Source organism: Pseudomonas sp. P42 (assembly GCF_017973755.1).
GTDB lineage: Bacteria > Pseudomonadota > Gammaproteobacteria > Pseudomonadales > Pseudomonadaceae > Aquipseudomonas > Aquipseudomonas iridis.
This window is the reverse complement of sequence record NZ_JACOPU010000006.1, coordinates 577,078-589,469: the sequence shown is the minus strand read 5'-3', so window position 1 is coordinate 589,469 and position 12,392 is coordinate 577,078. Positions and strand designations below refer to the sequence as shown.

General features: G+C 56.0%; 10 protein-coding genes and 2 pseudogenes. 6 read left to right on the top strand and 6 right to left on the bottom strand.

Annotated elements, in window-relative coordinates; genetic code table 11:
- Nucleotides 1-28 precede the first annotated feature (28 nt).
- From H8B20_RS21990 to ahpF, 3 genes are all read left to right on the top strand, one after another.
- Nucleotides 29-967 (top strand): site-specific integrase, encoded by a 939-nt coding sequence (locus tag H8B20_RS21990; RefSeq protein WP_210624597.1) that lies wholly within the window; start codon nucleotides 29-31, stop codon nucleotides 965-967.
- A gap of 138 nt (nucleotides 968-1,105) precedes the next feature.
- A complete protein-coding gene (ahpC, locus tag H8B20_RS21985; protein ID WP_007958941.1) occupies nucleotides 1,106-1,669 on the top strand; it encodes an alkyl hydroperoxide reductase subunit C in 564 nt (187 codons plus the stop codon).
- A gap of 130 nt (nucleotides 1,670-1,799) precedes the next feature.
- Nucleotides 1,800-3,362 (top strand): alkyl hydroperoxide reductase subunit F, encoded by a 1,563-nt coding sequence (gene ahpF, locus H8B20_RS21980; protein WP_210624596.1) that lies wholly within the window; start codon nucleotides 1,800-1,802, stop codon nucleotides 3,360-3,362.
- Between the two features lie 254 nt (nucleotides 3,363-3,616).
- Here ahpF and gloA read toward each other — a convergent pair whose 3' ends face one another.
- Entirely contained in the window at nucleotides 3,617-4,138 is a 522-nt protein-coding gene (gene gloA, locus H8B20_RS21975; protein ID WP_042559344.1) for a lactoylglutathione lyase, read from the bottom strand.
- Between the two features lie 138 nt (nucleotides 4,139-4,276).
- Here gloA and H8B20_RS21970 point away from each other — a divergent pair, with 138 nt between their 5' ends.
- Nucleotides 4,277-4,795: a DUF4946 domain-containing protein gene (locus H8B20_RS21970; protein WP_210624595.1), complete on the top strand. Its 519-nt coding sequence runs from the start codon at nucleotides 4,277-4,279 to the stop codon at nucleotides 4,793-4,795.
- A 213-nt stretch (nucleotides 4,796-5,008) separates the two neighbouring features.
- Here H8B20_RS21970 and H8B20_RS21965 read toward each other — a convergent pair whose 3' ends face one another.
- The 3 genes and pseudogenes from H8B20_RS21965 to H8B20_RS21955 form a co-directional block, all read right to left on the bottom strand.
- A complete protein-coding gene (locus H8B20_RS21965) occupies nucleotides 5,009-5,374 on the bottom strand; it encodes a histone-like nucleoid-structuring protein, MvaT/MvaU family (protein WP_150592573.1) in 366 nt (121 codons plus the stop codon).
- 234 nt (nucleotides 5,375-5,608) lie between these two features.
- Nucleotides 5,609-7,144 (bottom strand): EAL domain-containing protein, encoded by a 1,536-nt coding sequence (locus H8B20_RS21960; protein ID WP_210624594.1) that lies wholly within the window; start codon nucleotides 7,142-7,144, stop codon nucleotides 5,609-5,611.
- Between the two features lie 100 nt (nucleotides 7,145-7,244).
- Nucleotides 7,245-7,430: pseudogene (locus H8B20_RS21955) on the bottom strand (LysR family transcriptional regulator); the annotation flags it as partial.
- Nucleotides 7,431-7,453: 23 nt separating this feature from the next.
- On the opposite strand from H8B20_RS21955, the pseudogene H8B20_RS27950 reads away from it, so the two are divergent.
- Both H8B20_RS27950 and hppD read left to right on the top strand, forming a co-directional pair.
- Nucleotides 7,454-7,605: pseudogene (locus H8B20_RS27950) on the top strand (EamA family transporter); the annotation flags it as partial.
- 300 nt (nucleotides 7,606-7,905) lie between these two features.
- On the top strand, nucleotides 7,906-8,982 hold the full coding sequence (gene hppD / locus H8B20_RS21950) for a 4-hydroxyphenylpyruvate dioxygenase (protein ID WP_042559338.1): 1,077 nt from the start codon (nucleotides 7,906-7,908) through the stop codon (nucleotides 8,980-8,982).
- Between the two features lie 122 nt (nucleotides 8,983-9,104).
- On the opposite strand, the gene rarD is transcribed toward hppD, so the two are convergent.
- Together rarD and H8B20_RS21940 are read right to left on the bottom strand one after the other, a co-directional pair.
- Nucleotides 9,105-9,986, bottom strand: coding sequence for an EamA family transporter RarD (gene rarD / locus H8B20_RS21945; RefSeq protein ID WP_042559337.1), 882 nt, complete (start codon nucleotides 9,984-9,986; stop codon nucleotides 9,105-9,107).
- Between the two features lie 207 nt (nucleotides 9,987-10,193).
- Nucleotides 10,194-12,317, bottom strand: a complete 2,124-nt coding sequence (locus H8B20_RS21940) for an acyltransferase family protein (protein ID WP_210624592.1) — start codon at nucleotides 12,315-12,317, stop codon at nucleotides 10,194-10,196.
- Nucleotides 12,318-12,392: the final 75 nt, after the last annotated feature.

Below are 12,392 nucleotides of genomic sequence, written 5' to 3'. Positions count from 1 at the left end.
AATCAGTACGCCAGCGAGAAAACAGCCCATGAGCGATCTGGATCGCTACCTGCAAGCCGCCACCCGCGACAACACCCGCCGCAGCTATCGCGCCGCCATCGAGCATTTCGAAATAACGTGGGGTGGGTTTCTGCCGGCCACAGCCGACAGCGTTGCGCGGTATCTGGTCGAGCATGCGGGTGTGCTGGCGATCAATACCCTGAAGTTGCGGCTGTCGGCACTGGCGCAGTGGCACAACAGCCAGGGTTTTGCCGACCCGACGAAAGCGCCCGTGGTGCGAAAAGTGTTCAAAGGCATTCGGGCGCTGCACCCGGCGCAGGAAAAACAAGCCGAGCCTTTGCAGCTGCAGGATTTGGAGAGAGTCATCGATTGGCTGGAACAAGAAGCTGAAACTGCGAAGGCGCAGCAGGATCGTCCGTCATTGCTCAAGGCTTATCGCGATCGCGCGCTGATTCTGCTGGGCTTCTGGCGCGGCTTTCGCAGCGATGAGTTGTGCCGCTTGCAGATCGAGCATGTACAGGCGCATGCCGGCAATGGCATCACCTTGTATCTGCCGCGCAGCAAAGGCGATCGGGAAAACCTCGGCCAGACGTATCAGACTCCGGCACTGCTCAAGCTATGCCCGGTGCAGGCCTACATCGACTGGATCAACGAGGCGGCGCTCGTGCGCGGCCCGGTTTTCCGTAGCATCGATCGCTGGGGCAATCTGAGCGAAGAGGGCTTGCACGCCAATAGCATCATCCCGTTATTGCGCCAGGCGCTGGAACGCGCCGGGATTGCCGCCGAACGCTACACCAGTCACTCGTTACGCCGCGGCTTTGCAACCTGGGCCCATCAAAGTGGCTGGGACCTGAAATCGTTGATGAGTTACGTTGGCTGGAAGGATATGAAGTCAGCCATGCGCTATGTTGAAGCCAGCCCATTCCAGGGGATGGCTCGGATTACGGATAAACCGGTTTCGCCCTAGATATCGTTTTCTTCTATTAATACAGTCTGCTAATAGCGAAAACAAATCAGCAGCATCAGGTTTGCCAATGAGCCATCCGTCGAGTGAGTGGGTAGGATTCACCCCATCAACTTCATAACCACTGACGGAGAGTCATCAATGCCTATCATCAACAGCCAAGTAAAACCGTTCAAAGCTACCGCGTTTAAAAACGGCGACTTCGTTCAAGTCTCGGACGCTGACCTGAAAGGCAAGTGGTCGGTCGTGTTCTTCTACCCAGCCGACTTCACCTTCGTTTGCCCAACCGAGCTGGAAGACCTGGCTGACAACTACGCTGCTTTCCAGAAGCTGGGCGTAGAGATCTACAGCGTTTCCACCGACACCCACTTTGCTCACGCTGCCTGGCACAACACTTCGCCAGCCATCGGCAAAATCCAGTACACCATGATCGGCGACCCGACTCAGGTTATCTCCCGCAACTTCGATGTGCTTATTGAAGAAGCTGGCCTGGCTGACCGTGGCACCTTCGTGATCAACCCTGAAGGCCAGATCAAAATCGTTGAACTGAACGATGGCGGCGTTGGCCGTGACGCTTCCGAGCTGCTGCGCAAGATCAAGGCTGCTCAGTACGTTGCTGCTCACCCAGGCGAAGTTTGCCCAGCCAAGTGGAAAGAAGGCGAGGCCACTCTGGCTCCGTCCCTGGACCTGGTCGGCAAGATCTAAGTCTGTGACACGCAACTCAGGGCGGAACTCCGCACCTACTTAAGTTAGCTGCACCGCCCAATAAAACGCCCGGGCGAGATTCGCTCGGGCGTTTTTTTATGTCTGAAACAAACCAAAGGAAATCGCCCGTATGTTGGACGCCAATCTTAAAGCCCAGTTGAAATCGTACCTGGAACGGGTTACCCAGCCGATCGAGATCGTTGCTTCCCTCGACGACGGTGCGAAATCCCGTGAAATGCTGGACCTGCTGAAAGACGTTGCCAGTCTTTCGAGCCAAATTACTTTGATCGACAGCGGTGACGATGCTCGCAAGCCATCGTTCTCGATCAACCGCCCGGGCGCCGATATCAGTCTGCGTTTCGCCGGCATCCCGATGGGCCACGAATTCACCTCGCTGGTGCTGGCCCTGCTGCAAGTCGGCGGCCACCCATCGAAAGCCAGTGTCGAAGTCATCGAGCAGATTCGCTCGCTCAAAGGCGAGTTCAGTTTTGAGACGTATTTCTCGCTGTCCTGCCAGAACTGCCCGGACGTCGTTCAGGCGCTGAACCTGATGGCGGTGCTCAACCCGAACATCCGCCACGTCGCCATCGACGGCGCGTTGTTCCAGGACGAAGTCAACGATCGCAAGATCATGGCGGTGCCGAGCATTTACTTGAATGGCGAAAACTTCGGCCAGGGCCGCATGGGTCTGGAAGAGATCCTCGCCAAACTCGACACCGGCGCTATCGAGCGTCAGGCTGAGAAAATCACCGCCAAGGAAGCCTTTGACATGCTGGTGGTCGGCGGTGGCCCGGCCGGTGCTTCGGCGGCCATTTATGCCGCACGTAAAGGCATCCGCACCGGTGTTGCGGCTGAGCGTTTCGGCGGTCAGGTGCTGGACACCATGGCCATCGAGAACTTCATTTCCGTGCAAGAAACCGAAGGGCCGAAACTGGCCACGGCGCTGGAGGAACACGTCAAGCAGTACGACGTCGACATCATGAACCTGCAACGTGCCGACAAGCTGATCCCGGGTGAAAATGGCGAGCTGCATGAAATCCGTTTCGCCAGTGGTGCGACCCTCAAAGCCAAGAGCGTGATTCTGGCGACCGGTGCGCGGTGGCGTGAAATGAACGTGCCGGGCGAGCAGGACTATCGAAACAAAGGCGTGGCGTACTGCCCGCACTGTGATGGCCCGTTGTTCAAAGGCAAGCGTGTCGCGGTGATTGGTGGTGGTAACTCTGGCGTTGAAGCGGCCATCGACCTGGCCGGTATCGTGGCGCACGTGACGCTGCTGGAGTTCGATGTGCAGTTGCGGGCCGACGCCGTGTTGCAGCGCAAGCTGCACAGCCTGCCGAACGTTACCGTGATCACCAGTGCGCAAACCACTGAAGTCACCGGCGACGGCCAGAAGGTCAACGGCCTGCGCTACAAGGATCGCAATACTGACGAACTGCGCACTATCGAGCTGGAAGGGATTTTTGTGCAGATCGGTCTGCTGCCCAACACTGACTGGCTCAAAGGCACCATCGAGCTGTCGCCGCGTGGCGAGATCATTGTCGATAACCGTGGCGAGACGTCGATCCCGGGCATCTTCGCTGCCGGTGACGTGACCACGGTGCCGTACAAGCAGATCGTGATTGCAGTGGGCGAGGGCGCGAAGGCTTCGCTGAGCGCATTCGATCATCTGATCCGAACTTCGGCTCCGGCGTAAACGCCAGGCCTGAAAAGACAAAACCCCATGAGTGATCATGGGGTTTTTTATTGTGCGTGAAAATGTAGCCCCTCACCCCAGCCCTCTCCCGAGGGAGAGGGAGTCGACCGCTGGCGGAAGCGACCATCTGCCTGCAACATACGGCTCGACTATGGATTCAGCGCCGATCTTTCAAGTCGGTGAATCTCATCAAGATCCCCCATTCAGTTCCCTCTCCCTTTGGGAGAGGGTTAGGGTGGGGGGCTTTTCGCCTTTCACATCGGCGCAGGCTGAATGATCTCGACCCAGTAACCATCCGGATCCTTGATAAACGCCAGGCTTTTCATGCGGCCATCGGTCAGGCGCTTCTGGAAGTCACAGCCCAGCGCTTCAAAACGCTCACACGCTGCCACGATGTCCGGCACCGAGATGCAGATGTGGCCGAAACCACGCGGGTCAGTGTTGCCATTGTGATAGGCAAAATCAGCATCGTTTTCGGTGCCGTGATTGTGGGTCAGTTCCAGAATGCCCGGGATCGACTTCATCCATTCGGTGCGAGCAGCAGCGTCGGCCGGGATCTGCGCCTTGTCGACCAGCGCGAGGAAATACAGGCTGAACTCCGCTTCCGGAAAGTCGCGCTTCTCAACCAGCGAGAAACCCAGCACGCGGGTGTAGAAATCCAGGGACTTGGTGATGTCCTTGACGCGCAGCATGGTGTGGTTGAATACGAAATTGTGGGTTGCGCTGTCTGGCGTGGCGGTTACGCCGGGGAAGGTGTTCAGTTCGTGCAGGCTCATGGGCCCTCCAATAACTATGGGCGAGTGATTGGCGCAATGATACGCATGCCTGCCGGCATCGCCAAATGAAAGGGCAGGCTTGCCGTGCGCGCGGCCGGGGCTCAGACTTTGCGGCTCAATCTTCGAGTGCGTCCGGCAATGATCCGACTGTTTAAAACCCCGTTAGTTTTCTTTGGCTTGTTTCTGTGCACCGCTACTGTGTTTGCCGAAGAACCGAGCATCACCTGGCCCGCAGGCTGGCAGGTGGAGGCGCTTGCCGACACCGCGCCGCAGGTTTCTCGCCAGCGGGCGGTCAAGAACGATGCCGATGGCAATCAGGTAATGGTGATGGAGTTGACCATGACTCAGGTTGAAACGGATCATCAAGTCAATTTGCAGGGTGTTTTGCTGGAAATGCGCAAGTCGATACAGAAGGACTTTTTCCAGGGTGGCTATCAAAGTGTCTGCAACAAGGTGCATCCGGCGACGCTTGGTTCTTTGTCTGCCCTGGAGACGACTTGCACGGTGACCGAAAACGGTCGGCATGTGTTATCGCAAACGCTGGTGGCGGCGGTCGCGGCGGATAAGGCTTATGTTCTTTCCTATGCCGGCCAAGCCGAGGCTTATAAGGCGAGTGCAGAAGAAATTGTCGCGGTGAGAAACAGCCTGAAACTTTAAGCCTCTGTACTTTTTCGCCAGTTAGATACCCAAAGGGATTAAGCACAAAGTTTAACGTTGGCGTCGCTCGCAACATGATGCAGCAGAATGTTCAGGTTTTTGGCTCAGTAACGTTACACAAAATTCGCAACTTGCTCGATGAAATTCATTTCATTTGTTAGATATTGTCAATAAAAAAGCCCTGCATCATGCAGGGCTTTGGTGGGGGCCGGATTAACCGCGCAACCAGGAATCAACGGTGCCTGCACCATACTCTTCCTTCCAGGCTTTGAGGCCACGGTGGTTACCGCCTTTGGTCTCGATCAGTTCGCCGGTGTGCGGATTATGATAGACCTTGACCACGCGAGCGCGACGGGTTTTAGGCGCTGAAGCGCTTTGCAGTGCGGATTTTGTCGGATTCGGATCGAGAATGGCGATGATGTCTTTGAGGCCTTTGCCGTAGCTTTTCATCAGCCCTTGAAGCTTTTCTTCGAATTCGATTTCTTTCTTGAGCCCGGCATCGTTCTTCAGCGATTCCAACTGCTTGAGCTGTTCCTGAAGGGCCTTTTCAGCTGCACGAAATTCAGCGAGTCTGGACAATATCTTTACTCCAATAGTGTATTTGGCTGATACCAACCGCAAACAAAGCTTAAAACTGGAGCCTTGTAGCGACTCGGTGATAAGTGGCTCGCCTGCCAATCTTTGCACAGGCAAGAAAAATTGTAGTTGTTAATGCGTCAGGAGTAAATCCTGATGTTGTCCTTATGTAACAGCAGTGGTCTTTTGTATCATTTTTGTGCGCCTTGTCGGCGCATCTCGCATAAGTCCATTTAGTTAATGGTGAGTTAATGCACTAATGAAGTCTGCTGCCGGCATGGGTTTGCCGTACAGATAGCCTTGCAGGAAGTTAACGTTATGCGCGGTCAGATAATCGGCTTGTGCCTGTGTTTCGACACCTTCGGCAACAATGCCCAGATCAAGCTTGGCCGAGAGTTCGATGATGGTGTCCAGAATGTGCCGCGAAAGGGCGTCAACGCCGATCATTGCCACAAAACTTTGGTCGATCTTGAGGAAGTCCACATTGAATTGGCGCAAGTAACCGAGGCTTGAGTGCCCCGTCCCAAAGTCGTCGATGGCGATCTTCACGCCCAGTGCATGCAGTTGCTCAAACAGCTGCCGCGTGATTTCGGTGGGCTCGATCAGCTCGCGCTCGGTCAGTTCCAGCACCAGGCTAACGCTATCGGGCGCGAATGATTCGAGGAACTCACGGCAATCTTCGACCAATAGCAGATCCCGGCAATGACTCGCCGTAATGTTGATACCGATGTGAAACGGTGCGGCAAAGGTCGATGACTGGGGCCCAAGTAACGCCGCTGTTTGTTGCATCAAGGCGCGGGTCATCGGCACGATCAGCCCTGAATGTTCGGCGAACGGGATAAACAGGTCCGGGCGCACCAGTCCTTCCTTGGGGTGATTCCAGCGCATCAACACTTCAGCGCCCGACCATTTCTTGCTGTCGCCGTGCACCACAGGCTGGAAGTATGGGATGAACTCGCCGGCTTCCATGGCGCGAAGCATTTCGTGGCTCGGCGAAGTCGAGCGCTTCTGCACGACGTGGCCGATGGCGCCCGACACCACACCAAAGAACATCAGCAGGCTGAACAATGGTGGGTACTGTTCGGCCATGTAACGCCAGGTTTCGCCCTTCGGAAAACCGGCCGAGACGCTGAACGCATACCGCGATGAGTCCAGCATGGTGTGCGCCACCGGCAGCGCGGGCAGCACGCCCTGGCGGACCTGGCCATTGGCTGACATCCAGTTATCACCCACCTGCAATAACAGCAGTGTGTGCCGGCCGATCAGTCGCAGCATATTGCTCAGGTGATAGCCATCCAGTGTCGTCAATGCACCACCGCGACCATCGCTGAGCCGGTACACCAGCAGCGCAGTGTTGGGTGTGACCGGATTGCCGTTCATCAACCACAACTTGCCCTGAACATAGTCGCCTGCTTTGACGGCTTCCTTGAAGTCGCCGAACAACGAACTGCAATAAAGATTGTTGTCCCACACCAGATTGGTCGAGCGCACGAAAGGGCGGCGGGTTACCTGCTCGCGCAGGGCCAGTTTGACGTTTTCACACGGTTGACCGGCCAGTTGCAGTAGATCCCGGGCCGCCTGGGCTGTGCTGTCAAGCATCAACTCGAACTGGCGCAACGCCTCTTCGGCAGTCTTCTGTGAACTTTGCGCAAGTGTGCGCTCGGCCTGCATGTAGAGAATCACGCCACCCAGCAAAACTGGCAGCAGCGCACAGAGCAGGGTGATGGCGATGCGCACGCTATGTTTACGGCGAGGTCTGACGGTCAACGGCATGGGCACATCCTGTCGCAAAAAAGTGAGGCGCCCGACATCAGACCAGGCATTGGCGCACAGCTGAAAAACACTTCAGCCAGTGGGCAGGATAGATGGCAGATTACACTTGCGCCGCACATTGCGGGTTAAGTCGTGATGCCAGCGCGATAAAGGCCAGCGCCGCCGGTGATGCCTGGCGCTGGTCGAGGACGGCGAGACCGACTTGGCGTTTAACCGCCGGCGACAGCGGTATTTTTACGTAACCGGGATGTGGCGAGTCCGGCAGCGAACCTCCGGCAATCACCGATGCCCGGATGGGCGTCATCGGCGCGACCTTCGGTGCGCGAGTGGCTGCTACTTGCAGCGTTGGGGTCTTCGGCATCTCTTCTACAACTTGTGCTTCTTTTATGGTTTGCAGTACATCAATGCTGCGCGAGCCATCGTTGAGGGTCGCGTTGAATCCCGCGGTGATCGGGCGGGCATTTACCTGTGCAACAAACCCCTTGCACCGGCGTCAGAAAAGCGGATTTTATAGAGAGGGCAGACAACCCTATTTACGCTGTGTAGAATCGGGTTACGCATACAATAATAATTCGTCTTCTGGCAGCAGAAGCCTCGCCCGCAAGAGCCTTGGGTCGACAATGAAGATATTCGGGTTTCAACTGATCTACGGTGACTTTCTCGCCCGCAGTGTGCGTGGCATCTCCTGTGCGCCACCCAGCTACCTCAGCATGACTGACAAATAACCCTGGTTAATTGATAAGAAATGATGAGGCGTCACCATGGCAGATTTATACGAAAACCCAATGGGCCTGATGGGCTTTGAGTTCATCGAGCTTGCATCGCCGGTCCCTGGCACTCTGGAGCCGATCTTCGAGATCATGGGCTTCACCAAAGTTGCCACCCACCGTTCCAAGAATGTGCACCTGTATCGTCAGGGCGCGATCAACCTGATCCTCAACAACGAACCGAACAGCGTGGCTTCCTACTTCGCGGCCGAGCACGGCCCGTCGGTGTGCGGCATGGCGTTCCGCGTCAAGGATTCGCAGCAGGCCTACAAGCGCGCGCTGGAAATCGGCGCCCAGCCGATCCACATCGAAACCGGGCCGATGGAGCTGAACCTGCCGGCAATCAAAGGCATTGGCGGCGCGCCGCTGTACCTGATCGACCGTTTCGGCGAAGGCAGCTCGATCTATGACATCGACTTCGTGTTTATCGAAGGTGTTGATCGCAATCCGGTCGGTGCCGGCCTGAAAATCATCGACCACCTGACGCACAACGTGTATCGCGGTCGCATGGCTTATTGGGCGAATTTCTACGAGAAGCTGTTTAACTTCCGCGAAATCCGCTACTTCGACATCAAGGGCGAATACACCGGCCTGACCTCCAAAGCGATGACCGCGCCGGACGGCATGATCCGTATCCCGCTGAACGAAGAGTCGTCCAAGGGCGCCGGGCAGATCGAAGAGTTCCTGATGCAGTTCAATGGTGAGGGCATCCAGCACGTCGCGTTCCTCTCTGACGACCTGATCAAGACCTGGGATCACCTGAAGAAGATCGGCATGCGCTTCATGACCGCGCCACCGGAAACCTATTACGAAATGCTCGAAGGGCGTCTGCCGAACCACGGCGAGCCGGTTGATCAACTGCAGTCGCGTGGCATTCTGCTCGACGGCTCTTCGGAGCAGGGCGACAAGCGCCTGCTGCTGCAGATCTTTTCGGAAACCCTGATGGGCCCGGTGTTCTTCGAATTCATCCAGCGTAAAGGCGATGATGGTTTCGGTGAGGGCAATTTCAAGGCACTGTTCGAATCGATCGAGCGTGACCAGGTTCGCCGCGGTGTACTCGCGACTGAGTAAGCGATAAAAAAGCCTGGCTTCGGCCAGGCTTTTTCAAATCAAAAGATCGCAGCCTTCGGCAGCTCCTACAGGGGATTTACCTTCCAAATGTAGGAGCTGCCGAAGGCTGCGATTTTTTGCTTTTAAGGTCTGCGCTGTCGCATCAGATGTTTAAACCCCTCAAACACCAGCACCACAACCGCCAGCCAGATCGGAATGTAGGTCAGCCATTCGCCTGACTTGATGCTTTCGCCCAGGATCAGCGCGACACCCAGCAGTAACACCGGCTCAACATAACTCAACAACCCAAACAGACTGAACGGCAACAACCTGCTGGCAATGATGTAAACCACCAGCGCTGAAGCACTGATCAAGCCGAGCAGTGGAATCAGCCACATCAACCCCGGATATTGATTGAACACGTCCAGGCCTTGCTCACCACTCTGCACAAACCAGTAAGCGACCGGCAGCATCAGGGTCATGTCGACCCACAGCCCGCCGAGGTGGTCGGTTTTCAGGTATTTGCGCAGCACGAAGTACAGCGGATAGCCGACCACGACCACCAGCGTCGCCCAGGAAAATCCGCCGACCTGATACAACTCGTTCAACACGCCCAGGCTTGCAAAGAACACCGCGACCTTTTGCAGGTACGACAGGCTCTCGCCGTAGGCAATCCGCCCGGTCAGTACCATGGCCAGCGGCAGCAGGAAGTAGCCCAGTGACACGTCGAGGCTGTAACCGTTGAGCGGTGCCCACATGAACAGCCACAACTGCACGCCGAGCAGCGCTGACGAGACGACCAGCCCCCCGATGAGTTTCGGCTTGCCCGCCATCAGGCGAATCAACTCCAGCACCCGCCGCCATTCGCTGGAGACCAGCATGAACACCGTCATGCACGGCACCGTCAGGAGCATCCGCCAGCCGAAAATCTCCACGCCGCTCAACGGGGTGAGCAACGAAGTGAAGTAATACATGACGGCAAACAGCACCGAGGCTGTAACCGATAAAGCGATACCTTTAGACAAACTGTCCTCGCGGGTGGGTGATCAAACGGGGCGCGAAGGATACGTGGTTTTTGTGCTGAATATTGCTCGAGTGCTCGATATTCCACACATCCGTCATGACGGTGGTTCGAATCCATTGTAGGAGCTGCCGCAGGCTGCGATCTTTTTGATCCTGTTTACCAAAGCAGAATCAAATGATCGCAGCCTGCACTCGCTCTTGCAGATGGTTTACCGAGTAGCCTTCAACGGGTTACTGAAGCGCTTGAGGTACATTTGACCGAGCTTGTAAGAGGCATAGTCAGTCACGTGGCCAATGTCACGATAGACCGGAAAACCGTCAATGACCGTCGCGCAAGTGCCGTCTTGGCATTGAACACCTTTTGGATCAATAACAATCAGACTCGGGTACTCATCCTGCAGTTCGCTGAACAGCTTCGCCAATACCGGGTCTTCGCCACCCGACCATGGTGAGGTGGCGCACAGGCTGCTCTGCTCGGTGCTTCCCATCCAGCCTCGCAACTTGACTCGTTTCAACAGGCATTCGTTGATACCCGCCGGCATGGGCATCGTGTTCATCAGGAAGATGGGCGTGGCGCCCGACTTGACGATGATGTCCAGGGCTTCGCGGATCGCCACGCCCAGACGTTGTTGTGATAGCTCAGTGCTGCGAGGATCATCCTGTTTCGTGACGATGTCAGCATTCAGGTACGCCTCCCAGAATTGGCCAACGATCACGTACTCAAAACGGCTTTTGCTGATCAGGTCGTAATATTGCTGAGCGGCGGTATGGCACTTTTGATACAGCCCGCCCTTGTATTTTTTCTCGTCGTAGAGGTAGACCTTGGGCAGTGCCAGGCACGCCGGGTAACCCTGTGCGAGTGCTGACAGGTTGGCGTCTTTAGCCAGCGTTTCAACAAATCCCCAGTAATGGTTCGAAAACGAATCACCCAGCAGAAATACCTGCGGGTCTGCCTGGGCGGCACCCATGATGCAGCCGAGGTCGGTGCCATCACTGACACCCAGGCATTTTTCCCGATGGGCGGGGACATAGGCCTTCAGACCACTGAAGACCTGACTCGAATCTTCGCCAAAACGCTCGGGCCATCCATCGTGCTTCTTGCCGGCAGTGTGCAGCAACGAAAGTCCGATCGCGGGCACCAGCATCAGCAGTATCAGGGTTTTGGCAAAGCCAGCCCTTGGCTTGCGAAATTTGTTTTCGATGAGCACGAACGAAAGCCAGGCAATCACAAACGTGGCGACGAAATAGATGACCGTCACCATCGGCGTAAGCGTGATGCCGACATAGGTCAAGAACGCCAGGATCGGCCAGTGCCAGAGATACAACGAGTAGGAGAGGGTGCCGATAAACACCAGCGGTTTGAAGGCCAGTATTCTGGAAGTGATGCTCGCATCGCCAATGCCCCGAATGAGCAAGGCTGCGGTCGCGATGCAAACCGCTATGGCGTGGTAGCCCGGGAACCCCGCGAGGATATCTTCCCGCGTCGCGCAGTAGAGAATCGTCGCCAGTGAAAGCGCACAGACCAACGATGCACTCAATCGATTGAGCCTGAATTTGTCCGTGCTGAAAATCACGGCACAGGAGCCGATCATCAATTCGAAAATTCGAGCGCTAAAGAGGTAGTAGTTTTTATCCGCCAGTGTGTGAGACCAGTACAAGGCCAGCGCCATGGCCGCCACAGTTAAACCGAGGACGGTCAGCTTGAAGGCTTTTTTCGCCACATAGCGGTTGAGCAGCCAAATGCCCAAGGGCAAGACCAGATACCACTGCCACTCGATGGCCAGCGACCAGGTGTGCAGCAGGGGCAAGGTCGCTGCATCGGGTGTCGCATAGCCGGTTGTCGCGTTGGAAAAATACTGGTTTGAGAGGAGTAACGAGGTGTACTTGCCGCTTTTCAGAAAATCGACATAGTCATCGGGCAAGTAAAGCAACGTGGTGATGATCAGTGTTGCGATCAGCAACGCAATGATGGCCGGCTGTAATCGCCAGATACGGCGGGTGTAGAACCCCGAGAAGCTGAACGTTCTATTGTCCAGCGACTTCATGATGATCGAGGTCGTCAGATACCCCGAGATCACGAAGAAGATATCCACGCCGATGTAGCCCGACGGGAACAACGTCAATCCGCCGTGAAAGATCAACACCAGCAGAACGGCAATCGCCCGCAGCCCGTCTATGTCTGCTCGGTATTCAATAGTGGGTTTGCGATGGGGGGTAGCAGAAGCTTGCGCCGAAGGGGAGGGGGCTTCTGCGGTCTTATCATTGGCGCCGAGTGCTTTATGCCATATCGCGCGCAAAGGCTTCCATGCAAACTCAAAAGGGCGATTGAGCATTTACTTATCCTGAAACAGTCTTGAACGATCTGATTTGTTTTTGTGATTGCGCTCAATTCACTGGGAAAAGGCGCG